At 68.5% G+C, this 24,496-nt stretch carries 25 protein-coding genes; 11 read left to right on the top strand and 14 right to left on the bottom strand.

The window, feature by feature from the left end; genetic code table 11:
- Position 1: 1 nt before the first annotated feature.
- The 5 genes from mch to C662_RS00105 form a co-directional block, all read right to left on the bottom strand.
- Positions 2-1,006 (bottom strand): methenyltetrahydromethanopterin cyclohydrolase, encoded by a 1,005-nt coding sequence (gene mch, locus C662_RS00125; RefSeq protein WP_002923422.1) that lies wholly within the window; start codon positions 1,004-1,006, stop codon positions 2-4.
- A 13-nt stretch (positions 1,007-1,019) separates the two neighbouring features.
- Complete coding sequence (locus C662_RS00120; RefSeq protein WP_002923420.1) at positions 1,020-1,925, bottom strand: NAD(P)-dependent methylenetetrahydromethanopterin dehydrogenase; 906 nt, start codon at positions 1,923-1,925, stop codon at positions 1,020-1,022.
- Between the two features lie 80 nt (positions 1,926-2,005).
- Positions 2,006-3,055: a beta-ribofuranosylaminobenzene 5'-phosphate synthase family protein gene (locus tag C662_RS00115; RefSeq protein ID WP_002923418.1), complete on the bottom strand. Its 1,050-nt coding sequence runs from the start codon at positions 3,053-3,055 to the stop codon at positions 2,006-2,008.
- Positions 3,056-3,128: 73 nt separating this feature from the next.
- On the bottom strand, positions 3,129-4,028 hold the full coding sequence (locus tag C662_RS00110) for a triphosphoribosyl-dephospho-CoA synthase (RefSeq protein ID WP_002923415.1): 900 nt from the start codon (positions 4,026-4,028) through the stop codon (positions 3,129-3,131).
- Entirely contained in the window at positions 4,025-5,218 is a 1,194-nt protein-coding gene (locus C662_RS00105; RefSeq protein ID WP_002923414.1) for an ATP-grasp domain-containing protein, read from the bottom strand. Before C662_RS00105 ends, C662_RS00110 begins: the two co-directional genes overlap by 4 nt.
- Before the next feature lie 427 nt (positions 5,219-5,645).
- On the opposite strand from C662_RS00105, the gene C662_RS00100 reads away from it, so the two are divergent.
- The 7 genes from C662_RS00100 to C662_RS00070 all read left to right on the top strand — a co-directional run bounded on the left by C662_RS00100 (position 5,646) and on the right by C662_RS00070 (position 12,062).
- Positions 5,646-7,484 carry a methanol/ethanol family PQQ-dependent dehydrogenase gene (locus tag C662_RS00100; RefSeq protein ID WP_002923413.1) on the top strand — a complete coding sequence of 613 codons (1,839 nt, stop codon included), beginning with the start codon at positions 5,646-5,648 and terminating at the stop codon, positions 7,482-7,484.
- A 190-nt stretch (positions 7,485-7,674) separates the two neighbouring features.
- Positions 7,675-8,097, top strand: a complete 423-nt coding sequence (locus tag C662_RS00095; protein ID WP_002923410.1) for a c-type cytochrome — start codon at positions 7,675-7,677, stop codon at positions 8,095-8,097.
- 16 nt (positions 8,098-8,113) lie between these two features.
- Entirely contained in the window at positions 8,114-9,010 is an 897-nt protein-coding gene (locus C662_RS00090) for a quinoprotein dehydrogenase-associated putative ABC transporter substrate-binding protein (RefSeq protein WP_002923409.1), read from the top strand.
- 53 nt (positions 9,011-9,063) lie between these two features.
- Positions 9,064-9,801, top strand: a complete 738-nt coding sequence (locus C662_RS00085; protein ID WP_002923407.1) for a hypothetical protein — start codon at positions 9,064-9,066, stop codon at positions 9,799-9,801.
- A 25-nt stretch (positions 9,802-9,826) separates the two neighbouring features.
- Positions 9,827-10,198, top strand: a complete 372-nt coding sequence (locus C662_RS00080) for a hypothetical protein (protein WP_002923406.1) — start codon at positions 9,827-9,829, stop codon at positions 10,196-10,198.
- A 37-nt stretch (positions 10,199-10,235) separates the two neighbouring features.
- Positions 10,236-11,204 carry a quinoprotein relay system zinc metallohydrolase 2 gene (locus tag C662_RS00075; protein ID WP_002923405.1) on the top strand — a complete coding sequence of 323 codons (969 nt, stop codon included), beginning with the start codon at positions 10,236-10,238 and terminating at the stop codon, positions 11,202-11,204.
- A 21-nt stretch (positions 11,205-11,225) separates the two neighbouring features.
- Entirely contained in the window at positions 11,226-12,062 is an 837-nt protein-coding gene (locus C662_RS00070; RefSeq protein WP_002923404.1) for a quinoprotein dehydrogenase-associated SoxYZ-like carrier, read from the top strand.
- 21 nt (positions 12,063-12,083) lie between these two features.
- Here the strand turns inward: C662_RS00070 and C662_RS00065 are convergent, their stop codons facing one another.
- Positions 12,084-12,623: a DUF3280 domain-containing protein gene (locus C662_RS00065; RefSeq protein WP_002923403.1), complete on the bottom strand. Its 540-nt coding sequence runs from the start codon at positions 12,621-12,623 to the stop codon at positions 12,084-12,086.
- A gap of 26 nt (positions 12,624-12,649) precedes the next feature.
- On the opposite strand from C662_RS00065, the gene C662_RS00060 reads away from it, so the two are divergent.
- Positions 12,650-13,645 (top strand): MBL fold metallo-hydrolase, encoded by a 996-nt coding sequence (locus C662_RS00060; RefSeq protein ID WP_002923402.1) that lies wholly within the window; start codon positions 12,650-12,652, stop codon positions 13,643-13,645.
- Positions 13,646-13,673: 28 nt separating this feature from the next.
- Here C662_RS00060 and C662_RS00055 read toward each other — a convergent pair whose 3' ends face one another.
- The 8 genes from C662_RS00055 to C662_RS00020 all read right to left on the bottom strand — a co-directional run bounded on the left by C662_RS00055 (position 13,674) and on the right by C662_RS00020 (position 21,300).
- A complete protein-coding gene (locus C662_RS00055) occupies positions 13,674-14,216 on the bottom strand; it encodes an SRPBCC family protein (protein WP_037983877.1) in 543 nt (180 codons plus the stop codon).
- A gap of 44 nt (positions 14,217-14,260) precedes the next feature.
- Positions 14,261-15,070, bottom strand: a complete 810-nt coding sequence (locus tag C662_RS00050; RefSeq protein ID WP_002923400.1) for an ABC transporter permease — start codon at positions 15,068-15,070, stop codon at positions 14,261-14,263.
- A gap of 92 nt (positions 15,071-15,162) precedes the next feature.
- A complete protein-coding gene (locus C662_RS00045; protein WP_002923390.1) occupies positions 15,163-16,398 on the bottom strand; it encodes a hypothetical protein in 1,236 nt (411 codons plus the stop codon).
- Positions 16,399-16,816: 418 nt separating this feature from the next.
- Positions 16,817-17,806, bottom strand: coding sequence for a PQQ-dependent catabolism-associated beta-propeller protein (locus C662_RS00040; protein WP_002923388.1), 990 nt, complete (start codon positions 17,804-17,806; stop codon positions 16,817-16,819).
- Positions 17,807-17,895: 89 nt separating this feature from the next.
- Positions 17,896-18,651, bottom strand: coding sequence for an ABC transporter ATP-binding protein (locus C662_RS00035; RefSeq protein WP_002923384.1), 756 nt, complete (start codon positions 18,649-18,651; stop codon positions 17,896-17,898).
- Entirely contained in the window at positions 18,644-19,438 is a 795-nt protein-coding gene (locus tag C662_RS00030; protein WP_002923382.1) for an ABC transporter ATP-binding protein, read from the bottom strand. Before C662_RS00030 ends, C662_RS00035 begins: the two co-directional genes overlap by 8 nt.
- 3 nt (positions 19,439-19,441) lie before the next feature.
- Positions 19,442-20,236, bottom strand: a complete 795-nt coding sequence (locus C662_RS00025) for an ABC transporter permease (RefSeq protein ID WP_002923378.1) — start codon at positions 20,234-20,236, stop codon at positions 19,442-19,444.
- 62 nt (positions 20,237-20,298) lie between these two features.
- Complete coding sequence (locus C662_RS00020; RefSeq protein ID WP_002923377.1) at positions 20,299-21,300, bottom strand: ABC transporter substrate-binding protein; 1,002 nt, start codon at positions 21,298-21,300, stop codon at positions 20,299-20,301.
- 332 nt (positions 21,301-21,632) lie between these two features.
- Between C662_RS00020 and C662_RS00015 the strand changes: the two genes are divergently transcribed.
- From C662_RS00015 to C662_RS00005, 3 genes are read left to right on the top strand one after another with little or no spacing between them, the layout of a single operon-like run.
- Complete coding sequence (locus C662_RS00015) at positions 21,633-22,325, top strand: hypothetical protein (RefSeq protein ID WP_002923376.1); 693 nt, start codon at positions 21,633-21,635, stop codon at positions 22,323-22,325.
- Positions 22,322-23,689, top strand: a complete 1,368-nt coding sequence (locus C662_RS00010) for a sensor histidine kinase (RefSeq protein ID WP_002923375.1) — start codon at positions 22,322-22,324, stop codon at positions 23,687-23,689. The genes C662_RS00015 and C662_RS00010 overlap by 4 nt, the downstream gene beginning before the upstream one ends.
- Positions 23,686-24,336: a response regulator gene (locus C662_RS00005; RefSeq protein WP_002923373.1), complete on the top strand. Its 651-nt coding sequence runs from the start codon at positions 23,686-23,688 to the stop codon at positions 24,334-24,336. Before C662_RS00010 ends, C662_RS00005 begins: the two co-directional genes overlap by 4 nt.
- The last annotated feature ends 160 nt before the right edge of the window (positions 24,337-24,496 follow it).

The following is a 24,496-nucleotide window of genomic DNA, read 5'->3' as shown; positions in this document are numbered from 1 at the left end:
GTCAGGGCTCCAGCCACAGGCTGCGCAGCAAGGCCATGTCCACCCCGCCGGCGTGCCAGCTGCGGCCGCTGTCGAGGTTGCTCACCCACACCTCGGCAGGCGCGAACAGCGCCGGGTCGATCTTGTAGAAGTCGTACTCGTAGTCGCGAAAGATGTCGGCGAACGAGCGCCCGTAATCGCGCGAGTTGGACGACGGCAGACGCTGCGCGAGCGCCTGCGCGGCCTCGTCGCTGCCCCTGACCTTGAGGTGCACGCGCCCGCCATAGAGGATGGCGTCGTTGGTGCGCCCCATCGCCACACCGGCGTCGGGGCTGGGCACCGGCAGCGGCGCGCTGGCATGGCCGTCCACCACGTCGGCGAGTGCAAAGCCGAGCTCGTGCGCCTTGTGCATCGCCACCTCCAGCACGCGCGCGACCACCTGGGTGGTGCCGGCCAGGCTGGTGGTGGGCGTCAGCACCACCGTCAGCGCGGCGGGCGGGAGTGCGCAGTCGCGCAGGATCTTGTCGATCACCACTGCGGGCGGCGGGCGGTCGACCTCCAGCACCAGCACGCCTGCCTCGGCGTGGTCGCGATAGCCGAGCTCGGCAAACAGCGCTTCGCGGCGGGCCAGCGCTCGCGCCGGACCCGAGCCGAGCGCGAAGAACTTGCGCCCGCCCGCCTCCTCCTTGCTCGCCGCCAGGCTCCAGCCCGCGTACTGGCTTGCCAGGCAGGCCAGCACCGGCTGCGCGCTCGACACCTCCAGCCAGCCCGACCACTGCGCCTCCGTGCGTGCACACAGCCGGACCTCGCCAAGGCCGCCCATGCAGATCTCGCCGATGAGCAGGCCGGCGGCCACGCTGCCGCGCGTCGCGATACCGCCATCGACCAGGGTGACGCCATTGTCCAGGCGCGCCACGCCGACACCGAGCGCGTCCGCATCCTCCAGCAGGCGGGCCAGCACGGGGGCGGCGAGCCGGTTGACGCTCAGGCTGGAGGCGCCGCCCGCGTGTGCATGTCCTTCGCTCATCCTGCCTCCCGTATCAGCCCTTGGCGGCGAGGATCTCGCGCGCCTTGTCGAAGGCCTCGGCAAAGCCGAGGTAGAGCGGCTTGTCGGCGTTGCGCATGGCCACCAGCAGGCCGTTCTCGACCTGGTACTTGACGTTGCCCACGGCCAGCGCGCCGACGCCGACCGCGCGCATACCCGCGATCGGCTTGCCGTTGTCCATCACGCCCACGCCTGCGATGCCCTCGGGCGGTACGGCGTTGACGTCGGCCGCCACCAGCAGCCCGGCGGCACGGGCACGGTCGTCCGCGCTCATCACCTGTACCCCGGCAGCGGCCGTTGCCAGCACCACGTCGGCCTCGGCGAGCGCTGCGCGCCGGCTGGCCTCATCCCCTGTACCCGCGCCGCGCAGGCTGCAGCCAAAGCGCTGCGCGGTCTCGGCCGCAGCACGCTCGGCGTTGGCCTGGTCGCGATGGCTGGCGAGCGTGACCTGCGCACCGAGCCCGGCGGCGAGCACGCCGGCAATACGCCCGACCGTGCCCGTGCCGCCCAGGATCAGCACCCGCTTGCCGGTGAGGTCGGTGCCGTGCGCCACGCCCAGCTGCCGCTCCACGCAGGCCACCAGCGCCGCCGCGGTGGTGTAGGCGCCGCTCGGATCGGCGATCACCGACACCTCGAAGGGCGGCACCATGGCCTTGCGTGCCCGCGCCAGCATGTCGGCGGCGAGCATGACGTCGCGCCCGCCGATGAAGATGCCCGTGGCCTTCACACCCTTGGGGCCGCGCGAGAAGATCGCATCCTGGGTGAGGCCGGTGATCTCGTCGAGACTGACCCCGCAGTAGGGCACGACCACCTGGTAGCCGGCATCGACCGCCATGTTGATGTCGAACGGGCTCATCTGCTTGCCTGGGGTGAACATGTGAAGGATGTAGCTGCGCTCCATGAGAGCCCTCCTCGCCTGGGGTGGGGATGAATGATCGTCTGCGCCGGCACGCCGGCGACCCGGAAGCCCGCGCGGCACCCTCAGGCGCGTTGCAGCGCAGGCGCACCAAGCCCGACGCGCGCACCTCGATTGTTCGCCGTGGTAAGCACCACGCGCAGCGCGGGGTCGAGCACACCGGCCGCGCGCGCCGCCGCCAGCACACGCTCGGCCACCGCCCGCGAGCGCAGGATTGCGAAGCCGGTAGGCCCCCACGAACTCTGGCCGATCGCGGCCGCCTCGATGCCGCGCAACCATTCCAGCATGTGCCCGACGGCCGCGCTGGTGTACATCGATCCGCCCTGGGCTGGGGCAAAGTAGTCGCCGATGAGGCGCTGGACGTGGCTGACGCCCGCGGCGAAGGGCTCGAAATCGCGCTCGATCACTGCCGGCAGCACCCGCATCAGCACCTGGTGACTGAGATCGGCGGCGAGCGCGCGCGGGAAAGGCGCCAGCGCATCCATTGCGACCCGTTCGGCAGCGCCGCACAAGCCGTCCATGCGCTCGTCCAGCACCAGCATGACCGTCCACTCGGCCGGGAACGTGGCATGCGCGAGCAAGGGTGCGGCGCTGCCGTCCGCCCCCGGGCCGCCATCGAGCAGCAGCCCGCCGCGATCGAAACCGGCAATGCCGACGCCCGAGCGCTTGCCGCGCCCGAGGATCGCGGCCAGCCGGCGGGTCGGCACCTCGAGGCCATGCCACGTGCAGAAGGCCCGGCCCACCGCGAGCGCAAGCTGGGTGCCGGAGCCGAAGCCCGAGTGCGGCGGCGGTGCGGCATTCAGGCGCAGGCTCAAGGGCGTGTCCAGTCCGGTCTCGCGCTGCAGCAGGTCGAGGTAGCGGGCGATGCGTTCGCGGTTCTCGTCCTGCCCCGGCACCGTGCCCAGGCCCGCTCCGATCTCGACTGCGTTGCGCGCCGCCGCGCTGACCGCAAGCCGGGCTTCGAAGCCCTCGATGACCAGCCCCAGGCTGGCGAAGCGGCGCCCGAGACTGCCGTTGGGGTCGAGAAAACCCAGGTGGAGACGCGCCGGCGCATCGACAGTCACGCTGCGCGCGTGGTGGCGCGTGGACGCTGCTGCGGAACGAAGGAAGCTCATGGTCTTTGAAGGGCCCGGTGACGATGAACGATGACGGTGAACGACAGCGGCGGACGGTGCCGACCCGTGCTGTTTAGCAAGCATCGTTCCATACGTCATCGCCACAACCATCGGTCCGGCAGTCGACCCCGCAATCGACCCACGACGGTTGCAGCAGCGCAGCCACGAACAGGGTGCACACCGTCAGGTCGGCACTCGTGCCGGGGTTGAGGCCGCGCGCCTTGAGCGACGCATCCCAGCGCGCAAAGTCCGCCGCCTCGGCCGCGGTGGGATCGCGCGCCAGGCGCGCCTGCCAGGGCACGGCCTCGCAACGCACCTGCTCGGCGACGGCGTCGCCGAACTTGCGCCGCAGGTGGGAGTCCGGGTGCGTGGCCAGCCAGGCCAGGTAGACCGCCTGCACGCGCTGCGCCAGGGTCGCGGCCACGGGCGCCTGAAAGGCATCCAGGCCGAACTCGAACACCAGCCGGTAGTCCTCGGCGTACTGTCGTGCGATGAGGTCGCGGTCGGCGGCCAAGGCCATGGCGGCGCGCAAGCCGACCGTCGGCGGCCGCGACACGTCCTCCTCGTCTGCTGCCCCCAGCCCGCCCGGATTGGCGAGCGCGATCGCACGGTACGCGGCTGCCGCGTCGGCGAGGTCGAGCGCCTGCAGGCAGCCCTGCAGCGCGCTGCGCAGACTGCGGTAGCTGCGCTCGCCGGCACGCTCGGCCGCACACACCAGCGGCATGGCCAGCAGGAGGATCCCGAGGTTGGTGTTGCAGCCCACTGCCGCGCGCGTGGCCGCCACCGCCGCCTCGAGCCTGGCGCCGGGCGCAGCCCCGGGCTCGCACAAGGCCGGCGCGGAAACCCTGGCGCTGGTGAGGAACTGCTGCGCCACCATGTCATGCCCGCCGGAGGCAAAGCTGACGTTGCCAGGCTTGCGCACCGCAACATCGAGCCCGCACGCCCACAGGAAGGCCCCCTGCATCGCGTTCATTGCGCGTCTCCCTCCAATGTGTCGGCACCGATGGTGCACAGCACGCCAGTGTCCAGGGCCTCGAGCAGCGCGCAGCGGCGGCTGTCCAGCGCGCGCAGGACGGCCTCGGCGGACGGCCCCTGTGCAAGCACGGTGCATACCGGATCACCGCGCGCATGCCTGCGACCGGCGGGCGGCACGTCGCACACCCAGGCACGGTCGAGCAGGGCGCGCCCCAGCGCGGCCCCCACCCGCCCCGGCTGGCGTGCAAAAACGGTCTCGAAACCCCGTACGGGCGACCCGCACGCGCCGGGCCGGACCAAGCGGCCGGCGCTGGCCTCGACATGGGCGCGCAGGAGCCCGCCCTCGACGGCGTCGTGGAACAGACTGACCGCCGCGGTCGGGCGCGGGTTGAGCTCCAGCACCTGCATGCCGCCCTCGCCATCGACGATGAAATCGATACCGTTGAGCCCACGCAGCGCGAACGCCCCGGCCAGCAGTGACACCGCCCGCTGCACGGCCTGCTCGACGGACTGCGGCAGGGCGACCGGGCCGACACCGCCCCGGTACACGAAAGGCCGCCGCCCCAGCGCCCGGACGATCTGGCGGGCGATGCCGAGGACGCAAGCCTCGCGCCCATCGGCGAGAAAGAGCGCAGAGTACGCCTCGCCGCGCAGCTCGCGCTGGTAATGGAGGCCCGGCCCAGGGCGCACGGGTGCCCCCACCCGCTGCGCCAGGCGTTCGATGTGCCAGCCGCCGCAGGCGTGCGCATCCTTCAGCAGCCAGCCGCTGAGCCGTGCGGGCGGCGCGGTCTGCGAAGGCGGGTGGGCGATTCCCAGCTCGGCCAGCACCGCGAAGAACGTCGCCGGCGTGCGCACGCGCCGCACAAGCTCGGCGCCGTTGCCGATCAGCGGCAGCACTGCCGAGGCCGCCTGCAGGAGTTCGCCGTGCGCCTCGAAGCCGCTGCCCGCCACCCAGCCCAGCACACCGCGCGCGCGCAGCCGGTGCAGCGCAGCCAGCAGGCGGTCGGCATCGATCGCCAGCCCGTCGCCACCGATGGCGTACCAGGCGTCGGCGAGCGCAAGCGTGTCCTGGTCGCCGAACAGGTCGAGGGCGATCGCTCGGAAGCCGCTCGCGCGCGCGCAGGCGGCGAGGCTGCGGGCGGAATACGCCGCAAGGGCGATTGTGGGGGCATCGGTGCGCGGAATCATCGCGGCATTCTGTGCCAGTTCGCCACCGGCACGCCACCGCCCTGCAGTCGGGCCTGCGCAGCCCGCCACGCGCCCTGGCAACGGCTGCCGGATGTCCCAAAAAGTAGCACCTGCCCCATATTTAAGCAGGCGCCCTCAGCAGCGCCACGCACTCTCCGGCGCGCACGCCGCCCACCCACCGCCCTGGTTGCCGGAGATCTGCCGACGGACCCCATGCTTGCCGGCGAATGGCGCGCCGCAGGGCCCTCCCGGCCCGTACAGGCGGTGCTTCGGCGTGGATGGCACAGCCTTTGCATTGGCAGAACCAGTTTCACGGCCACGACCACCAGCGATGGAGGCAGGCCACGGTAGTCCTCGTGAGCCGCGGCGAGGTGCAGTGCGTTTCGTGTGGCAATACAACTCAGCGTTGAATAGTGAGGAGACAAAAATGAAACAGACCGGGAATCCCGCCCGTCGCAACATGCAGCTTCTGGCCGCCGTATTGCTCGCACTTCCGGGGCTCGCGTCAGCGAATGCCGACCTCAAGGCCAAGATCGACAATCCGGGCAACTGGGCGGCCCAGGCCGGCGACTTCTACAACCAGCGCTACAGCAAGCTGGACCAGATCAACAAGGACAACGTGGGCGACATGCAGGTCGCGTGGACCTTCTCCACCGGCGTGCTGCGCGGCCACGAAGGCTCGCCGCTCGTCATCGACGGCATGATGTACATCCACACGCCCTTCCCCAACAAGGTGTTTGCGATCGATCTCGACACCCAGAAGATCGTCTGGCGCCACGAGCCGCGCCAGGATCCGTCGGTGATCGCGCAGATGTGCTGTGACACCGTGTATCGCGGCCTGGCCTACGCCGAAGGCAAGATCTTCCTGCAGCAGGCCGACAGCACCCTGGTCGCGCTCGACGCCAAGGACGGCAAGGTGCTGTGGAGCGTGGTCAACGGCGATCCGAAGCTCGGCGCAGTCAACACCAACGCCCCGCACGTATTCGGCGACAAGGTGATCACCGGCATCTCGGGTGGCGAATGGGGTGTGCGCGGCTTCCTCGCCGCCTACGACATCAACACCGGCAAGCAGGTGTGGAAGGGCTACAGCGTAGGCCCCGATGCCGAGATGCTGATCGACCCCGACAAGACCATGACCTGGACAGACGGCGAGCTCAAGCCGGTTGGCAAGGACTCCTCGCTCAAGACCTGGCAGGGCGACCAGTGGAAGATCGGCGGTGGCACCACCTGGGGCTGGTTCAGCTACGACCCCGCACTCAACCTGGTCTACTACGGCACCGGCAACCCCTCGACCTGGAACCCCTCGCAGCGCCCGGGTGACAACAAGTGGACGATGACCATCTTCGCCCGCGACCTCGACACCGGTGTCGCCAAGTGGGTCTACCAGATGACGCCGCATGACGAGTGGGACTACGACGGCGTCAATGAGATGATCCTCGCCGACATCAAGGTCAAGGGCAAGGACACCAAGGCGCTGGTGCACTTCGACCGCAACGGCTTCGCCTACACCATGGACCGCACCAATGGCGCACTGCTGGTGGCCGAGAAGTACGACCCGACGGTGAACTGGGCCTCGCATGTCGATATGAAGACCGGCCGGCCGCAAGTCGTCGCCCAGTACTCCACCTCGAAGTTCACCAACCCGAACCACGGCCCCGACGTGAACGTGAAGGGCATCTGCCCGGCCGCGCTCGGCACCAAGGACCAGCAACCGGCCTCCTTCGACCCCAATACCGGCCTGTTCTACGTGCCGACCAACCATGTGTGCATGGACTACGAGCCCTTCGAGGTCGAGTACGTCGCCGGCCAGCCCTATGTCGGCGCCACGCTGTCGATGTTCCCGACACCCAACAGCCATGGCGGCATGGGCAACTTCATCGCCTGGGATGCGGGCGAAGGCAAGATCGTGCAGTCCAAGCCCGAGAAGTTCTCGGTATGGAGCGGTTCGCTCAACACGGCTGGCGGCATCTCCTGCTTCGGCACCCTGGAAGGCCACCTGAAGTGTGTTGATGCCAAGGACATCAACAAGGAGCTGTACAGCTTCAAGACGCCCTCGGGCATCATCGGCAACGTGTTCACCTACCTGCACAAGGGCAAGCAATACCTGGGCGTGTTCTCGGGTATCGGCGGCTGGGCCGGCATCGGCATGGCGGCAGGGCTGGAGCAGGACACCGATGGCCTGGGCGCAGTGGGCGGCTACCGCGACCTGCAGAACTACACCCAGCTCGGCGGCTCGCTGACGATCTTCGCACTGCCCAATCGTTGATGGTGCGGGCACCGGTGGCCGCAGCACGGGCCACCGGCCAGCCCTCCTGCAACAGGCCGTTTCGATCTCCGCCCCCGGGCCATGAACCCCGGGCGGCACAAGGGATCAGACAACACAAAGACAAGGCGGCGTGATCGAGCCCGCCGATCGAGACCGACGGGCCGCATCGAGCCCGGATGGAGGAGGAGTCATGAGACACAGGCAGTTCGCCATTGCATTCGCCCTGCTCTGCTTCGGTTCCGCGACCCAGGCGGAAGACGCCCGGGCCGCGGCCAAGAGCAGCGCGTCCGACAAGCCCCTGTACACCGTGGTAGACGGCTACAAGGTGGATGCCGACACCTTGCAGGGTTTCCGTACCTGGCGAGCTGCCGCCTGCGACCGCTGCCACGGCGCCAACCAGGAAGGCATGGTTGGCCCCTCGCTGATCGAAAGCCTGAAGACGCTGAGCAGGGACGAGTTCGTCACCGTCGTGCGCGACGGTCGCCTGGACAAGGGCATGCAGAGCTTTGGCAGCGACCAGCGCGTGATGGACAACATCGACCACCTCTATGCCTACCTCAAGGGGCGGTCGGACGGTGCCATAACCCGCGCGCGAGTGAGCGCGATCGAATGAGCCGACGGGACTTCCGATGACTGAGAGCCAAGCCCGACGCCCGTGCGTCCCGCACCTCGCCGCCGGCACCGTCGGCGCACTATCCGCAATCCTGCTGCTGCTCGCGCCCATCGAGGCACACGCCGAGCAAGGCAAGGCCAACGGCCGCGACGCGCTGCGCGTGTGCCAGGACCCGAACAACATGCCCTTCTCCAATGCCGGTGAGGAGGGTTTCGAGAACCGCATCGCCGAGCTGTTCGGCAAGCATCTCGGCGTCCCGGTCACCTACTTCAACTATCCGCAGCGCTTCGTGTTCATCCGCAACACCTTGCGCTACAAGTTACCGGGCGAGGACTACCCCTGCGACGTGATCATCGGGCTGCCGGTGGGCTTCGACCAGGTCGCCGTCACCAAGCCCTACTACCGCTCGACCTATGCCATGGTGATCCCGCCCGGCAAGGGCCTGGACGACGTCGCCACGGTGGACGACTTCCTCGCGCTTGGCCAGGAGCGCCTCGGCAAGCTCAAGATCGGCCTCTATGACAAGTCGCCGGTGTCGAAGTGGATGGATCGCCACAACCTCGTCGACCAGGGCGTGCCCTACCAGACGATCAACGTCGCCATGGATCATTACGTGGGCGACATCATCGACAAGGACCTCGTGTCGGGCAAGATCGACGTCGCCATCGTCTGGGGTCCGGTCGCCGGCTACTACGCACGCCAGGTCGACCCGCCGCTCAAGGTGGTGCCGCTGAAGTCGGAGCCCGGCATCCAGTTCGACTTCGCATTCGGCATGGGGATTCGCCGCGGCGAGCCCGAGTGGCAGAAACAGATCGAGGGCTTCCTGGACAGTCATCAGGACGAGATCCAGGACATTCTCAAGGCCTATCACGTCCCGCTGGTCGAGCTCGATCAACGCACGGCGGCGAACTGATGCGCCTTGCGCCATCCTCACCCCATCCGCAGCAGACACCGACAGAGGGCAGCATGCACCGTCACACTCCGATCCGCCTTGCGCAGTGGGCCACCGTGCTAGCCCTGGGCTGCCTCGCACTTGCGGACAGGCCAGCACTGGCGGCGGCGCAGGCGCAGGACTATTCGGCGGCCGAACGCATCATCTTCATGTCCGAGCACCTGTCTGCAGTCAAGCCGCCGCAATTGCTCGAGTACAGCTTCCGCAAGCACGGCACGCTCGAGGCCGGCTTCGAGGACCGCGTGGCGCTGCGGCTGTCGCCGACCGATGCCGGTGTCTGCTGCGACGCCGAAGCCGACTTCCTCAGCGCAGAGCGGCGCACCCGGCTCCCCGAGGTCGAGGACGCGCGCGCCAACCCCGTCATCCTGTACTTCCTCGAGCATGACGTGCGCGACATGAACCGCCTGACCAAGGGCCAGCCCAACCACTTCCGCAAGCGCATCCGCATGGCCATCTACGACGGCGCCCGGGTCGAGCATCGCGATGCCCACTACCGGGGCCGCAGCGTCGCGGTGCAGGAGGTGTCGATCTCCCCGTACGACGACGACCCCAACCGCGAGCGCTTCGCCCAGTACGCGGACAAGCAGTATGTGTTCTGGCTGTCGGAAGCCGTCCCTGGCGGCGTGCTCGGCATGGCGACACGCATGAACAACCCCGAGGCGGGCGCAGAACCGCTGGTGGTCGAGGAGCTGGTTCTCGATGGCGCCACCCTGCCCGCCCTCCCACCCAGACAGGCGGCACTCGGAAGATGAACCGCCTCCTTGTGGAGCACGCCCGATGAACAAGTCCTTCAAACCCCTCGCGACCGTCATCATCGCCCTTGCCGCGTCGGCGAGCCTGCCGGCAGTGGCCAACGACTTTCCCACCATCGAGCGCGTGAACTACGTGCTCGAGTGCATGCGCGACCACCCTGGCCCGCAGTTCGAGATGTCGAGCAAGTGCTCGTGTGCACTCGATGCGCTCGCGCGCGAGGTCAGCTTCGAGGATTACCGCAGCATGCACACTGCCTCCCTGGCCAACACCATCGGCGGCGAGCGTGGCGGCTATTACCGCGGCAAGCACTGGCGCGGCGAAGTGCGCAAGTACCAGGAACTGCAGGCCAAGGCCAAGAAGGGCTGCTTCATCGACACCTCGGCCGCCAGCCGCTGAGCGCCCCGGTCGCCGACACACCGAGCCCCTGCGGCCCATGGCCGTGCGCACCCTCCGAGCCTCCCGCGCAGGCATCCTCGTAACAGTGCTTGCCGTGCTGGCAGGCGCCGCGGGCGAGTTGCTGGCAACCCAGCCCCTGCCGGTCGATGAGCTGGCCCCGGGCGTGTTCGTGCATCAGAGCCGGCACCAGCCCTGGGCCGCCACCGACGCGGACGATGTGGCGAACCTGGGCTTCGTGGTCGGCTCCGACTGTGTCGCCGTGATCGACACCGGGGGCAGCCCGGCAACCGGCGCAGCCCTGCTCGCCAGCATCCGCGCGGCAACGCCGCGACCGGTGTGCTATGTGATCAACACCCATGTGCACCCCGACCACATCCTCGGCAACCCGGCTTTCGCCGCGCTCGAGCCGCGGCCCCGCTTCGTTGCGCACGCGCGCTTGCCCGCCTCACTCGCCGCGCGCGCGCCCTTTTATATCCACGCGCTCGGGCGCGACACCGGCGCCACTGCGGGAGCGCCAGCGTTCCCGGCTTACGAGATCCTTGTGGACGACAGCCTCACGCTCGAGCTCGGCGACGTCCGCCTGCACTTGCGCGCCTGGCAGACCGCCCACACCGACAACGACCTGAGCGTGCATGTCCCCGAGCGCGGCGTCGTCTTCCTGGGTGACCTGCTGTTCTCGACGCACCTGCCGGTGATCGACGGCCGCCTGCTTGGCTGGCTGGCCGTCATGGACGCACTCTCCGGCCCGAATGGCGGGCTGGCAGGACATCTCGTCGTACCCGGCCACGGCCACCCCACGAGCGAATGGGCGCACGCCTTCGCCCGCCAGCACGAATACCTCGCGCTGGTCCGCGATCGCACACGCCAGGCCATCGCCGAGGGGCGCGGCATTGCCGAGACGGTCGAGGCGCTGGCCGGCACCGGCATCGAAGGCTGGCTGCTGGCAGACGACTTTCATCGCCGCAACCTGACTGCGGCGTTTGCCGAGCTGGAATGGGAAGACTAGGACCACCCCACAGGAGAAGCCATGAACACGCTCAGATCACTACTGCTGTGGTGCACGCTCCTGCTCGGCCTGCCGGGCACGGGCCTGGCGCAGCAGGCCGCGGCAGACGACGCGGAGGCCAACGCGACCTGGCAACAGGTGCGCAAGGCCATGTTCCAGGGCCGCGACATCACCAGCCCTGCCCCCGACGTCATCGGCATCGAGGCCCCGGACCGCGCCCAGGATGCAGCCATCGTCCCACTGTCGATCCGCACCCACATCGACCAGCGCGCCGAGCGCTACATCGAGAAGCTCTACCTCGTCATCGACAACAACCCTTCGCCGGTCGGTGCGGTGTTCCACTTCACGCCCGCCAGCGGCCGCGCCGACATCGAGACGCGGGTCCGGATCGAGGCCTATACCCACGTGCGTGCGATCGCACAGATGAATGACGGCGAGCTGTTCATGACGACCCGCTTCGTCAAGGCCTCGGGCGGCTGCTCCGCACCGCCGGGCAAGGACATGACGGCAGCGCTGGCCAATCTGGGCAAGATGCGCTTTCGCGTCGAGGCTGCCGCCGACGGCAAGGTCGAGGCCGGCAAGCCGGCACTCGCGCAGTTGATGATCAGCCATCCGAACAACTCCGGCCTGGCCATGGATCAGCTCACCCGGCTCTATACGCCGGCCTATTTCGTGCGCCACATCCAGGTCAGCTATGCGGGCGAGCCGGTGCTGCGCGCGGAGGTGGACTTCTCGATCAGCGAGAATCCCAATTTCCGCTTCTACTTCCTGCCGCACGGCGAGGGCGAATTGAAGGCCGAGGTCATCGACACCAACGATCTGCGCTTCGAGAGCGCGCTGAAGATCTCGCCGCGCTAGTGCCATGCGCCCGGGCAGCGCCTACAAGCCGTAGCCCGGGTTGAGCGCACGCTTCTCGGCCATGTCGCGCACCATGAAACGCACACCGCGCAGCCAGCTTTCGTCGTTGTTGCCGCGCAGATCGACCGACTTGACCAGGGCGACACGACCGCTGGCCGCCTCGATGATCTCGATATTGACGTTGAGGATCAGGTTGCTGACCTTCTGCACCCAACCCACAGCCACATAGTCGCTGCCAAGCCCTGCGGCGAGATCGGATTTGCAATGCACGCAGCGGAACACGAATTCTGCGCTGTTGCGCACCTTGTCCACCAGCGCCTGCTGGGGAGCAAGATCCACCGGCCGGTAGAGCCCGCGCTCGGCGATGAGCGCGCGGAACTCGGCGTCGATCATCTTCAGCCGCGCCTGCTGTTCGGCATCCCGGCTGCCATCCGGATGGTCCTCGAGCAGTTCGAAACCGATCATCGCCAGCGATGGCGGTGCGGCAAGGGCAACACCGCCCGCAGCGCACAGCAGCGCCGCCACAAGCAAGCGGCGAAGACGGCGTATCGTTGCATTCATGGCGTTCGTCTCCAGCAGGAGGTGGGATGAGACATTCGGACAGGCGGTGGACGTGCGGCCCTGCGGCCCTGCGGCTTGCTGCGGCACTGCTGTGCCTGATCGCGTTCGCCCCCGCAGCCGTCCTCGCGCAGCTGGACGCCGCGGCGGCCGGGCGCATGCCGCAAGGCCTGGCCGAAGGCGTCCACGTGCTCGTCGGCGATGTCGACGCACCGACGCCGGCCAACCGCGGCGAGATCGGCAACATCGGCTTCGTGGTCGGTGAGCAGGGCACGGTGGTGATCAACTGCGGGGCTTCGTATCGCCACGGTCGCGCCGTGATCGAGACGGCCGAACGCATCGGTGGCAAGCCGGTGGTGCTGGCGATCATCACCCAGCCGCTGCAGGAGTTCGTGATGGGCGCAAGCGCGTTCGCCGAACGCGGCATCCCCGTACTGAGCCATCGCGCGAGTGCCGAGCTCATCGAGGCGCGCTGCGAAACCTGTCTGCGCACGCTGCGCACGCAACTCGGCGAGGACGAAATGGCCGGCACGCGCGTCGTGGTGCCCACACAGCGGATCGACGGCGACACCGTCGTCACCGTCGGCGGACGCGAACTGCAGCTGATCCACCCGGGCTGGGGCAGTTCGCCGGGCGACCTGATCGTACGCGACACGCGCAGCGGGATCGTCTTTGCCGGTGCGCTGGCGGGCTTCGGGCGAGTCCCGGAACTGCGCGACGGCGACATGGCGGGCTGGCTGGCCGCACTGGACAGGCTGGAAGCCCTCGCTGGGCAGGACCGCGACCTCATCGTGCCGGGCTATGGCGCACCTGCCGGCACGCACGCACTGGCCGCCCTGCGCCACTACCTGCGCGACATCGACACCCGGGTGCACGCCCTGCTCGCCGCCGGAACGCCGCTGCTGGAGGCAATCAAGGCCGCGGACCTGCCGGCCTACAGCCACTGGGCGCGCTACCCCTTGCAGCATGAGCGCAACGTGCAGCGGCGCTACCTCGCGCTCGAAAACGAATTGTTCGAGGACTGACAGGGGCGGCGCCCGCCGGCCACGGCGCTCAGCGCCCTTCCAGTTCGCGCTTGAGCGCATCGAGCCCGGCCTGGTAGACGCCGGTCACGGCAGCGATCGCAGCCGCGTCGTTCAACTCGGGCGGCGGATCATTGTTGGGAAAGCCCCGGTAGAAGGCACCGCGCCACTCGACCTTCGAGCCCTTGTCGCCGTCGGCCGTCACCGTAAGGTGGGACACGTAGTTGCTTACCGGCAGTACCGCCACGTCGCCCTTGCTGATCTTGTACGAGTAGCTCATGCGCTCGGCACTGTAGCGGGTGAGCTGCTCGCCGATGCTCGGCTCGCCCTCGCCCTTGAGGACCAGCACACGCTCCGCACCCACTTCGTTCGCCGCGGCGCCGTCGGTGCGGGCCACCGCAGGATGCCAGGACATGTCGTGGAAATTGGCGATCCGCGCCCACACCTTGTCGGCCGGCGCCGCAATGTCGATGCTGAGCGCCACCTTCTGCCGGCTCGGCCCATGCGCCCAGGCGCTGCCGACCAGCAGGCCGCACAGGGCCAGGCTCAATACGCTTCTGCGAGTGGTTGTCATGTCGTCTCCAGGAGTGGGTCTTGATGACTTGCGGGGGATGGCGTTCAGCCCGGCTTGCCGGTGCGCTTGAGCATGCCGCGCTGCGGGTCGTAGCCCCAGGCTGCAAGCAGGAAGAAGACGACCAGGCAAGCACCGACGATGGCGAGCGACTGCACCGACACCTGGCCATGGAGTGCGAAGCGGATCGCCTCGACGGCGTGGGTGAAGGGGTTCCAGGTGGCGAGGAAGTGGATCACCCGCGCGCCGGACTCCTCCAGCTTCCACAACGGATAAAGCGCAGGCGAGATGAAGAACATCGGGAAGATGACGAAGTTCATCGTGCCGGCGAAGTTCTCGAGCTGACGCACATGCACCGACAACAGGAGGCCCAGCGCGCCCAGCATCATGCCGGCCAGCACCAGCACCGGCAGCGCGTAGAGCCAGCCGCCAAACGGCACGTCGACATCGAACAGCGCCGCGATGGCGAGAAAGACGTAGGCCTGCAGCACCGACAGCAGGGTGCCGGCGAGCAACTTGCAGAACAACAGGTACCAGCGCGGCAGCGGCGCCGTGAGCAGCAGGCGCATCACCCCCATCTCGCGGTCATAGACCATCGCAAGCGAGGACTGCATGCCGTTGAACAGCAGCACCATGCCCAGCAGCCCGGGCACGATGTAGGTCTGGTAGGGGATGTAAGTGTCGTAGGGCGGGATGATGGAGACGCCGAACACGTTCTGGAAACCGGCGGCGAACACCACCAGCCACAGCAGCGGGCGCACAAGGGCGGACGCCAGCCGCCCGCCCTGGCGGACGAACTTGGCGACCTCGCGACTGGTGACCGCCTGCAGCGCAAGCAGAGCGTGGGCGAGCCTCATGCACGGCCCTCCCGGCAGCGCCAGCGTTCAATCGATCCGGGCCTGGCCTTCATGCGTCCATTCATGCATCCACTCCGTTCGGCTCTGGCGGTTCAGGGCTTGCACTGGCTGTCGCGGCGGTCGAAACCGAGCGTATCCATGTTGTTGCTCTGGTGCAGGAAGCCCTGGATGGGCGCGCGCTCGATCACCGCGTTGTGGGTGGCGATCAGCATCGGCTGGCGCAACTGGCGATCCCAGTCGCGGAAGTTGAGGCGGTTGCCCTTGAAACCGTCGATGGTGATCTCCTCGCTGCCGAGGTAGGCAACGAGCTTGTCGAAGGGCGCGTTCTCGGTGCGTACCACGGCCTCGACCACCGCCTTGACCGCGATCCACGCCGCCCAGTCGGCGCTGCCCATATGACGCTTGGCCTGCTTGTCGAAGCGGCCAGTGAGCTGGGGCGCGCCATGGCGTGGCCAGGCCCAGTGCCAGGCCTCGGCCACCAGGCCCTCGGCGCCGATCACCGGACGCGGGCGCACGGTGTCGTAGGGCACGCTGCGCGCAAACTCGCCGTCGCTGTCCGCGACGAAGACGACATCGTGATCGGCGCCGGCGGTCAACAGGCCGACATTGCCCTGCTCGCGCTGGCGCGGGTCATTGCTGAGCACGAACTCCTTCCTGGCGACGATCTTCAGGCCGAGCCGGCGCGCGGAGTTTTCGAAGGCGGCGCCGATGAGCTTGTCCTCGTCGCGTGGCCCCTGCAGCAACAGCACGTTGCGCCACTTCTTGAACACCAGGAACTGGGCCAGCGCGTCGGTCTGCATGCCGTGGTTGGGCAGGGTGTGATAGAGGTGAGCCTGGCACTGCGCCTGGCGCAGCGCGTCGTCGGCCGCAGACACGTTGAACAGCAGCAATTCGCGGCCGCGCGTCTTCGCCGCCAGCTCGGCCACCACCGGACCCGGCGCGTCGATCAGGAAGAAGCGCACGCCCTCGCCGTTGAGCCTGTCGAGTTCGGCGAGCAAGGCTGCGGCATCGGCACCCTTTGCGCGCGCGAGCTCGAAGCCCACGCCCAGGGCCTGGCCAACGAAGCGCACCTCGCGGATCGCCACCTCGGCACCGGCAAGCGGCGGCCCGAGCGGACGCGACAGGGTGCGAAAAAAGGCCTTCTTGTCGTCGTAGCGCGGATCCTTGTCCAGCTCCAGGTAACCGAAGCGGATCACCTCGGCTGCCGTGGCAGCCAGGGTGAAGAGCAGCAAGCCCATCGCCAGCGCCAGATGGATGAGGCCAGCCATCGGCGGCGGACGCAGAGCGCCCGCCGCGCAAGCGAGATGCGTGGGGAAACGCAGTTTCATCTTATCGTTCTCCATCCATATTCCAGGTCAGCACCGCGAGCCTCGCCAACCAAGGTCCGACATAGGCGCGACGGTTTCCCGTGGGAGCGGCGCAAGCCGCGAGCCTTGTGTCGCGTCCACCGCCCGCATCGCCTTCAAACCCTCGCGGCTGGCGCCGCTCCCACGGCGGGAACAAACGCTGCGCCGCACTTCCGTGGGAGCGGCGCAAACCGCGAGCCTTTCGTTGCACCCACAACCTTCGTCGCCTTCAAACCCTCGCGGCTGGCGCCGCTCCTACAGCGGGAACAGGCACCGCGGCGCTCTCCCGTAGGAGCGGCGCAAGCCGCGAGCTTTTCATCGCACCCGCCGACGCCCGTCGCCTTCAAACCCTCGCGGCTGGCGCCGCTCCTACAGGGCGATGCGCGCCGCGAGCCTTACATCAGTCGTCGATCACCGCTGTGTGCGGCACGCGGCCGACCGGCACGGAACGGAGCACCTTGTTGGTCTTGGTGTCGACGATGGAGATGTCGTCGGACAGGCCATTGACGATCACCAGCATCGACTCGTCTCGGCTCAGCGTAGCGCCCCAGGCGCGGCTGCCGACGAGCACGTAGTCCTTGATCTGGCGGCTGGCGACATCGACCACGGCGAAGTGGTTGGCGCGGCCGAGGGTGACGTAGGCGGTCTTGCCATCGCGTGTCATGGTGATGCCGACCGGGGTCACCTCCTCGCTGCGGAAGCCCTTGGGCGCGAAGCTGACCGTCTCCTTGATGGTGTTGGCCTTGGCGTCGAGAATCGTCACCGAGGCGCCAAGCTCGTTGGTCACCCACACCTCGCTGCCGTCCGGGGTGTCGGCGAAGCGGCGCGGGCGGTTACCGACCACCACGTTGGCAAGGATCTCGTTGGTCGCGGTGTCGATCACGTGCACCATGTTGGCGACCTCGGAGGTCACGTACAGGCGGCTGCCATCCTTGCTGACCAGGACGCCCTCGGGCTCCTCGCCAACCTCGATGGTGGCGAGGATTTCGTTCTTGGCGACGTCAACCACCGAGACCTCGGCGTCATCCTCGTTGGAAACGTAGATCTTGCTGCCGTCCTTGCTGAAATCGAACATCTCCGGGTCCTCGCCGACGTCGATGCTGCGCACCACCTCGAGTTTGGCGATGTCGATCACATCCACCCGCTCGCTGTTGCTGGCGATGACGAAGATCTGCTCGCGGTCGGCGGTCAGCTTCATGTCGCGCGGGCGTTCACCGGTGGGGATGGTCTTGACCACCTGGAAGGTCTTGCCGTCGAGCACCGTGACCGCGTTGTCGTTCTCACTGCTGACGAAAATGTAGCCGGTGTCCTTGGCCAGGGCGGCGCCGGCGGGCAAGGCAAGCATGAGCGAGGTGGCCACTGCGCAGCCCAGGGTCTTCAGTCGGTTCATTATTGTCGTCTCCTCATTGGTCGATGGTGACCGGACCGTTCCTGGCCCGGCTGCTGCAAAAAAACGGGGCTGATCCCCGCACGAAAACATCAAGCCGGCTCTGCGGCTCCCGCGCCGGTCATGTCCAGGAAGGCTTCGGCCAGGCTGGCTCTGCCAGAGGCCTGTACCAGCGCAGCCGGCGCGCCCTCGGCGAGCAGCTCGCCACGGTGCAGTACAAGCACGCGATCGGCGGCCTCGGCCTCATCCACCAGGTGCGAAGCCCACAGCACGCCCACGCCGGTGGCCCGCAAACCCAGCACCTCGTCAAGCAGGTGGCGGCGCGAGGCCGGATCCAGACCCACCGTGGCCTCGTCCATGAGCAGCACCGAGGGGCGGTGGACCAGCGCGCGCGCCAATTCCACCTTGCGCCGGTTGCCGCCCGAGAGCTCGCGCACACGGTCGCCGCGGCGATCGCCCAGGCCCAGGCGGGCCAGCGCGTCGTCGATGCGCGCCGCCGCCAGTCGCGGGCCGAGCCCGTGTAGGCGGGCATGGAAGACGAGGTTGGCCTCGACACTCAGATCCATGTCCAGCGTCATCTGCTGGAACACCACGCCGATGCGCCCGAGCGCGCTCACCGGCGCAACCCGCATGTCGTGGCCGCACACCTGTACCTGGCCGGCGTCGGCATTGAACAGGCCGGTGAGCAGCTGGAACAGCGTGCTCTTGCCGGCGCCGTTGGGGCCGAGCAAGGCCACGAACTCACCGGCGCACACCTGCAGGTCGACGCCCTTCAGCGCCGGCCGCGCACCGTAGGACTTGCGCACGCCACTTACGGACAGCAACACTTCACGCGCCGAATCAGGCATGTGCATCCCCCTCGCAGTTTGCCCGTGCATGCCCGGCCAGCGGCAAGCCGCCGAGCAGGTCGGGGTGACGGGCCAGCAGCGCTTCCTGCAGCCGCCCGACCTCTGCGCAGCCCGGCTGGCGCGGGCGCGGCAATTCGACCTCATGCTCGAGCACGACGCGGGCTGGCGCAGACGACAGGAAACACACGCGATCGGCCAACGCCAGCGCCTCGCGCAAGTCGTGGGTCACGAACAGCACGCTGGCACCGCAGCGTTGCCACTGCTCGACCAGCATCTCCCGCAGTCGATTGGCGGTCGGGGTGTCGAGCGACACAAAGGGCTCGTCCATCAGCAGCAGTTGCGGTTCATTGACGAACGCCCGCGCCAGCGCGACGCGCCGCATCATGCCGCCGGAGAGCCTGCCGGGATAGGCGTCGAGCACGTCACCCAGTTCCATCGCCCGCAGCAAGGCAACGGCACGCTCGCGTACCACAGCAGCCGCACGCGGGTCGGCCGCGCGGGCGACGAGCAGCACGTTGTCGAGCACGCTCAGCCAGGGCATCAGCCGTGGCTCCTGGAACATGAAGCCGATGTCCTCGGGAAACGCGCCGTCGAGATCGACTCGCCCGCTCATGTCGCGATCGAGCCCGCCGACGATGTTGAGCAGGGTGCTCTTGCCGCAACCCGACGGCCCCACCACGCAGACGAACTCGCCCTGGCGCACGGACAGCCGCAACCCGGACAGGGCAAGGTGCGGACGCCCGCCACGGTCCGGGTAGCGCTTGTGGTCGATCTGGATCTCAAGCATCGCTCAGCCCCTCCAACGGGTCAGCCTGCGCTCGAGCGGGCGCAGCATCCAGGCTTCGACCGTCAGCACCACCGCGGCGAAGGCCAGGGTGTAGGCAAGGATGCCGGTGATGTCGAAGAACTGGAAGAAGACATTGAGCTGGAAGCCCACGCCGTCGCTGCGGCCGAGCAGTTCCACCACGAGCACGATCTTCCAGATCAGCGACAGTCCGGAGCGCGCCGCCGCCATCAGGTAGGGCACGAGCTGGGGCAGGTACACACGCAGGAAGGTCGTCCGGCGCGACAGACGGTAGGCGCGCGCGACGTCGAGCAGCTTGGGGTCCACCGCCCGCGCGCCCTCGCGCACGGTGACGATGACGGTCGGGATCTTGTTGATCGCCACGGCCAGGATGGCGGCCCAGTCGTTGAGGCCAAACCACACGTAGCACAGGATGATGGTGACCAGCGCCGGGATGTTGAGGCCGAGCACCAGCCAGGCGTCGAAGAAGGCGTCACACTGCCGCCACCGCCCCATTGCCATGCCCACCAGGGCGCCGATGAGCATCGCTGCCGTGAAGGCGACCACCACCCGGCCAAGGGTGACGGCAAGATGACCAGGGAGCGCCATCGACGCGACTTCGTCCCAGATGCGCGCCAACACTGCAGCCGGCGTGGGCAGCGTGTGGTTGTCGGCGATCAACGCGCCGAGCTGCCAGACCAGCACGAATACGAGCAGGGAGGCAAGGCGGAGCCAGCGGTCGCGGCGGCTGGCCGGCGACACGCTCGTGGTCTGGGCCTGGTTGCGTGCGTTGGACGGCATGAAGCGTGGCGGATCGATGCTTGCCTGAGTGCCAGCCTGAGCGCTTACCTGAGGCCGCCCCGTCACTGCGCCCCTCCCCGTCGCCAGAAGGTGCCCGGCGCAAGCGCGTCGGACCTGCCGACCAGTGCCGGACCGCCTTCTGCGGCGAGGATGGCGAATACGCGGGCTGCGACACGCTCGGCCTCGCGTTCGCCATCCTCGCCATCGGCACGCGGGATCCCGGCCCGGAAGCCTTCGCGCAGGGCGATGAAGGTGTCCTCGTTCTCGGCCCGCATCAGCGGCCGCAGCACCTCCCAGGCCGCATCCGAGGCAAGCATCAGGTCCTTGGCCGCAGCCGAGGCACGCAGAAAGCCCTCGATGGCGCCCGGGTTGGCACGTGCCCAGCGCTCGCTGAACACCCAGCCCACCAGCGGCAACGCATCCTCGATGCCCAGCCCTGCGAGGATCTGCGGCATGGTGATGAGCTCGGCCATGCCGGCAGCAGACAGGCGAGCACTGAAGTGCCAGAAGTTCATCGCCGCGGGCAGCTCGCCGCGCATGACGAGTTCGTTGAGCAGGGGCGGCGCGGCAAACTGCGGGCGCACGAAGGTGGCTGCGTCCTCGCCAACCGTCTTGCGCGCATAGGCGCGCAGCAGCAGCCAGCTCTTGTCGAGCGCCCCGCCTGCAATGCCCAGGCGCTTGCCCTTGAGGTCGGCAAAGCTCGCGATACCCGCATCCGGGCGTACGCTGACGCCACCCACGGCCTGCGAGTAGGGCGAGAACACATAGTCGCGCCCCTCGCTGCGCATGCGCGAAACCCAGATCCAGTCGTTGGCGATGACATCGACCTCACCGCCCTGGATCGCCACGTTGGCCGCATCCTTGAGCGCCAGCGGAACGATGCGGATCTCGACCCCCTCGCGCTCGGCAAAGCCTTCGCGCTGCATGACGTCGAGCTCCCAGCTCACGGTACCGAACTGCAGGATGCCGACGCGCACCACCTGGCGCTCGGCCGCCACGGCCCCCGCCACCATCGCACCGCCCAGCATCAGCGCACACGCCAGCTTGCTCCAGAACCCTCGCATGAACCCGTGTCTCCATGTCCGCGCCTTTGCCTTGGGGCACAGACGCATTGTTTTTCCGACACCTGCAGATTCCGTGCCACGAAGCCGAAACGCGGCACATGCGGGACACCGTCCGGCGATCTGCCCGACGCTGCGCAGTGTCGCGCGGGCGAACCTGTTCCAAATGGGAACATCAATTGTTCAATCCCGCAGCAGCCCCCCACGAACGCCAGGCACCCCGACTGCGGCTATTGCGCCGCACAAGGCGCCGCGACCGGGCATGCATCCAGCCGGCATGGATCCTGCATGTCCGCCCGGACACCCGAATCGCAGGACTGCCGGCCACGCGCAACATGAAGCAACAGCACGACTCGCGCCCCTCACCCGACGCGCTCACGCCGTCCGCACATCCGCCCAGCACGCTGCAGCCGGAGCGCCATGCACGCCTGGTGACACTGTCGGCCCCCGCCATGGAAGACCTCCACCGCCAGCTCGACAGCCCCTCGGTCACCGTCATCCTGACCGACAGCGCAGGCACCGTGCTGCGCGCCATCGGCACACGCCCGCGCGCGGCGGACACCATCGCGCCCCAGGGCATCGGCATCGCCGCCCCCATCCTGCCGCCCGCCGGCGGTCTGCTCGGCTTCATCGATGTCGATATTTCGCAACTCGGTTGGCTCACGCATGCCAACGCCCTGGTGCAGACGGCGGCTCGCATCATCGAGCACCGCCTGATCGAGTCCGAACCGGAAGGCTTTCTGTTGCTGCGCTTTCATCGCTACCCCGCGGTGCTCGGCACGCCGCTCGAGGCGCTGACGCTGTTCGACGCCGAAGGCTGCGTGCTCGCCGCCAACCGGGTCGCTCTTGAACTGCTGGCCTCATGCACCGAAGACGGCGCCACCGATGCGCCCGCCTGCTTCACCACCCACTGGCGAGGCATCGTCGGCTACGCCGCACTCGGCCTGCGCCAGCCCTTCACGCTGCGCGACCGCCGCGGCATGCAGTATTCCGCCCGTGCAAGCCTGCGCCGGGGAGCCCACCCATGACCGACCGCCTCCACCACACGCCCAGCCTCAAGGCGCATATCAGCCTCGTGCTCACCGCCCTCATCGCGGTAATGATGGCGGTCACCGCCGTGGTCTGGATGCGCGAGACGCGCAATGCCATCCACGAGGAGGTGGAGGCCGCCACCCGCGTCGCCGAGCAATGGCTCAACGTGCTGATTCCCGAAACCCTGGCCGACGGCCCGCAAGCCCGCGAGCGCCTGATGCACCACCTCGAAGCGGTCGGCCGTATCCGCGCCAACCGCCTCGAAGTCTTCGACAGCCTTGGCGGGCGCCTCTACCTGTCCCCCGACTCACCGTACAAGGCCGGTCGCTTCGCCCCCGACGGCTTCGCACGCTGGGTCGAACCCACCGTGGCGCCGCGCAACCTGCCTGCGGGCGAGCTCACCATCGTGCTCACGCCGGACACCTCGCGCGCCGTGCTCGACGCCTGGGACAAGCTCACGGCCGCGCTCGGCTGGGCCGTCGCCCTGCTGATGCTGATCTGGCTCGCCACCCGGTTCGCGATCAATCGCGCGCTCGCACCGGTCGCCGAGATCCACTCGGCACTCGAACGCAGCGCACAGGGCCGCTTCGACCTGCGCCTGCCCGAATACCCTACGCGTGAGCTCGCCCTGCTCGCGCGCAGCTACAACAGGCTCGCCGACAGCCTCGACCAGAGCCTGGCCGAGAACGCCCGCCTCGAGCACGACCAGGCCCTCGCCCATGCGGTGCAACTGCGACTTGAGCAGGAACGGCGCCTGATCGCGCGCGAACTGCATGACGAGCTCGGCCAGGGCATCACCGCAGTGCGCGCCATCGCCGGCGCCATCATCCAGCGCAGCACCGACCAGCCCGGGCTCAACGGCAGCGCACAGGCCATCCTCGCCATGACCGGACAGATGCAGGAAGGCGTGCGTACCATCCTGCAGCGCCTGCGCACCAGCACCGGCGACGATGGCCTGCACGTGGAGGAAGCGATCCGCAGCTACTGCGAACTGTGGGCCAGGCATCATGGCGACATCGAGATCCAATGCACCATCGAACCCCTGGCACAGGCGGTGTCCGACGCCGTCGGCCTCACCATCCTGCGCATGGTGCAGGAGAGCCTGACCAACGTGGTGCGCCACGCCCGCGCCAGCCGCGTCGAGGTGCGGCTGGGACTGCGCGACGGCGACATCGAGATCGAGGTCATCGACAACGGGTGCGGCCTCGGCGAGAATCCGGGCCCGGGCCGCTACGGGCTGATGGGCATGCGCGAACGCGTTGCCGAGCTGCACGGCAGGCTCGAGCTCTGCCGCCCGCCGCAAGGCGGCCTGTGCGTGCGGGCCCGCCTGCCGCACCCCCTCCACACCGAACAAGGATGACCGTGCACACCCTCCAGGGCCTCCGCATCCTGCTGGCCGACGACCACGCCGCCGTGCGCATGGGTTTTCGCCTGCTGCTCGAAGGCGCGGGCGCCGAGGTGGTCGGCGAAGCCGACAGCGGCGAGAAGGCGGTGACCGCCTTCTCCGAACTGAAGCCTTCAATGCTGATGATGGACGTCTCGATGCCCGGCATCGGCGGTCTGGGCGCGCTCGAGCGCCTGCTCGCCCACCACCCCGATGCACGCGTGCTGATCCTGTCCGCACACGACGACGCCCAGATTCCCGCGCGCGCCCTGCGTGCAGGTGCCACCGGCTACCTGTCCAAGCGTGCCCAGCCCCAGGAATTGCTGCGCGCAGTCGCCACCGTGGCCCGCGGCCAACGCTACATCGACCCCGACATCGCCCCTGCGCTCGCGCTCGCGCAGTTCTCCGGTGGTCAGGATCCGGTCACCGCGCTCACCGAAAAGGAGTTCGCCGTCTTCCTGCAGCTCGCCCAAGGCCGCACGGTGGCCGAGATCGCAGACAGCCACAATCTCAGCCCCAGCACGGTGGGGACGCACCTGTATCACATCAAGCAGAAGCTCAACGTCTCCAACGCCGCCGAGCTTGCCCTGGTGGCAATCCGCAGCGGCCTTATCGAAGTCTGACCGGTCTCGAACCAGGCAAAGCTCGCGGCTGGCGCCGCTCCTACAGGAGAGCGCCGCAGCGTTCGTTCCCGCCGTAGGAGCGGCGCGAGCCGCGAGGGGTTGAAGGCGACGGGCGTGGGGCGGGTGCGATGAAAAGCTCGCGGCTGGGGCCGCTCGTACG

The sequence above is a fragment of the Thauera sp. 28 genome, assembly GCF_000310145.2.
GTDB classification, from domain to species: domain Bacteria; phylum Pseudomonadota; class Gammaproteobacteria; order Burkholderiales; family Rhodocyclaceae; genus Thauera; species Thauera mechernichensis.
This window is presented reverse-complemented; position numbering and strand designations above follow the sequence as displayed.

Coding starts and splice junctions, on each gene's coding strand:
- C662_RS00090 (WP_002923409.1), top strand. CDS start 8,114: ATGACTGAGAGCCAAGCCCGACGCCCGTGCGTCCCGCACCTCGCCGCC.
- C662_RS00095 (WP_002923410.1), top strand. CDS start 7,675: ATGAGACACAGGCAGTTCGCCATTGCATTCGCCCTGCTCTGCTTCGGT.
- C662_RS00050 (WP_002923400.1), bottom strand. CDS start 15,070: ATGAGGCTCGCCCACGCTCTGCTTGCGCTGCAGGCGGTCACCAGTCGC.
- C662_RS00010 (WP_002923375.1), top strand. CDS start 22,322: ATGACCGACCGCCTCCACCACACGCCCAGCCTCAAGGCGCATATCAGC.
- C662_RS00045 (WP_002923390.1), bottom strand. CDS start 16,398: ATGAAACTGCGTTTCCCCACGCATCTCGCTTGCGCGGCGGGCGCTCTG.
- C662_RS00115 (WP_002923418.1), bottom strand. CDS start 3,055: ATGAGCTTCCTTCGTTCCGCAGCAGCGTCCACGCGCCACCACGCGCGC.
- C662_RS00030 (WP_002923382.1), bottom strand. CDS start 19,438: ATGCTTGAGATCCAGATCGACCACAAGCGCTACCCGGACCGTGGCGGG.
- C662_RS00065 (WP_002923403.1), bottom strand. CDS start 12,623: ATGAATGCAACGATACGCCGTCTTCGCCGCTTGCTTGTGGCGGCGCTG.
- C662_RS00025 (WP_002923378.1), bottom strand. CDS start 20,236: ATGCCGTCCAACGCACGCAACCAGGCCCAGACCACGAGCGTGTCGCCG.
- C662_RS00055 (WP_037983877.1), bottom strand. CDS start 14,216: ATGACAACCACTCGCAGAAGCGTATTGAGCCTGGCCCTGTGCGGCCTG.
- C662_RS00035 (WP_002923384.1), bottom strand. CDS start 18,651: ATGCCTGATTCGGCGCGTGAAGTGTTGCTGTCCGTAAGTGGCGTGCGC.
- C662_RS00110 (WP_002923415.1), bottom strand. CDS start 4,028: ATGAACGCGATGCAGGGGGCCTTCCTGTGGGCGTGCGGGCTCGATGTT.
- C662_RS00105 (WP_002923414.1), bottom strand. CDS start 5,218: ATGATTCCGCGCACCGATGCCCCCACAATCGCCCTTGCGGCGTATTCC.
- C662_RS00070 (WP_002923404.1), top strand. CDS start 11,226: ATGAACACGCTCAGATCACTACTGCTGTGGTGCACGCTCCTGCTCGGC.
- C662_RS00085 (WP_002923407.1), top strand. CDS start 9,064: ATGCACCGTCACACTCCGATCCGCCTTGCGCAGTGGGCCACCGTGCTA.
- C662_RS00120 (WP_002923420.1), bottom strand. CDS start 1,925: ATGGAGCGCAGCTACATCCTTCACATGTTCACCCCAGGCAAGCAGATG.
- C662_RS00060 (WP_002923402.1), top strand. CDS start 12,650: ATGAGACATTCGGACAGGCGGTGGACGTGCGGCCCTGCGGCCCTGCGG.
- C662_RS00020 (WP_002923377.1), bottom strand. CDS start 21,300: ATGCGAGGGTTCTGGAGCAAGCTGGCGTGTGCGCTGATGCTGGGCGGT.
- C662_RS00040 (WP_002923388.1), bottom strand. CDS start 17,806: ATGAACCGACTGAAGACCCTGGGCTGCGCAGTGGCCACCTCGCTCATG.
- C662_RS00080 (WP_002923406.1), top strand. CDS start 9,827: ATGAACAAGTCCTTCAAACCCCTCGCGACCGTCATCATCGCCCTTGCC.
- mch (WP_002923422.1), bottom strand. CDS start 1,006: ATGAGCGAAGGACATGCACACGCGGGCGGCGCCTCCAGCCTGAGCGTC.
- C662_RS00075 (WP_002923405.1), top strand. CDS start 10,236: ATGGCCGTGCGCACCCTCCGAGCCTCCCGCGCAGGCATCCTCGTAACA.
- C662_RS00005 (WP_002923373.1), top strand. CDS start 23,686: ATGACCGTGCACACCCTCCAGGGCCTCCGCATCCTGCTGGCCGACGAC.
- C662_RS00100 (WP_002923413.1), top strand. CDS start 5,646: ATGAAACAGACCGGGAATCCCGCCCGTCGCAACATGCAGCTTCTGGCC.
- C662_RS00015 (WP_002923376.1), top strand. CDS start 21,633: ATGAAGCAACAGCACGACTCGCGCCCCTCACCCGACGCGCTCACGCCG.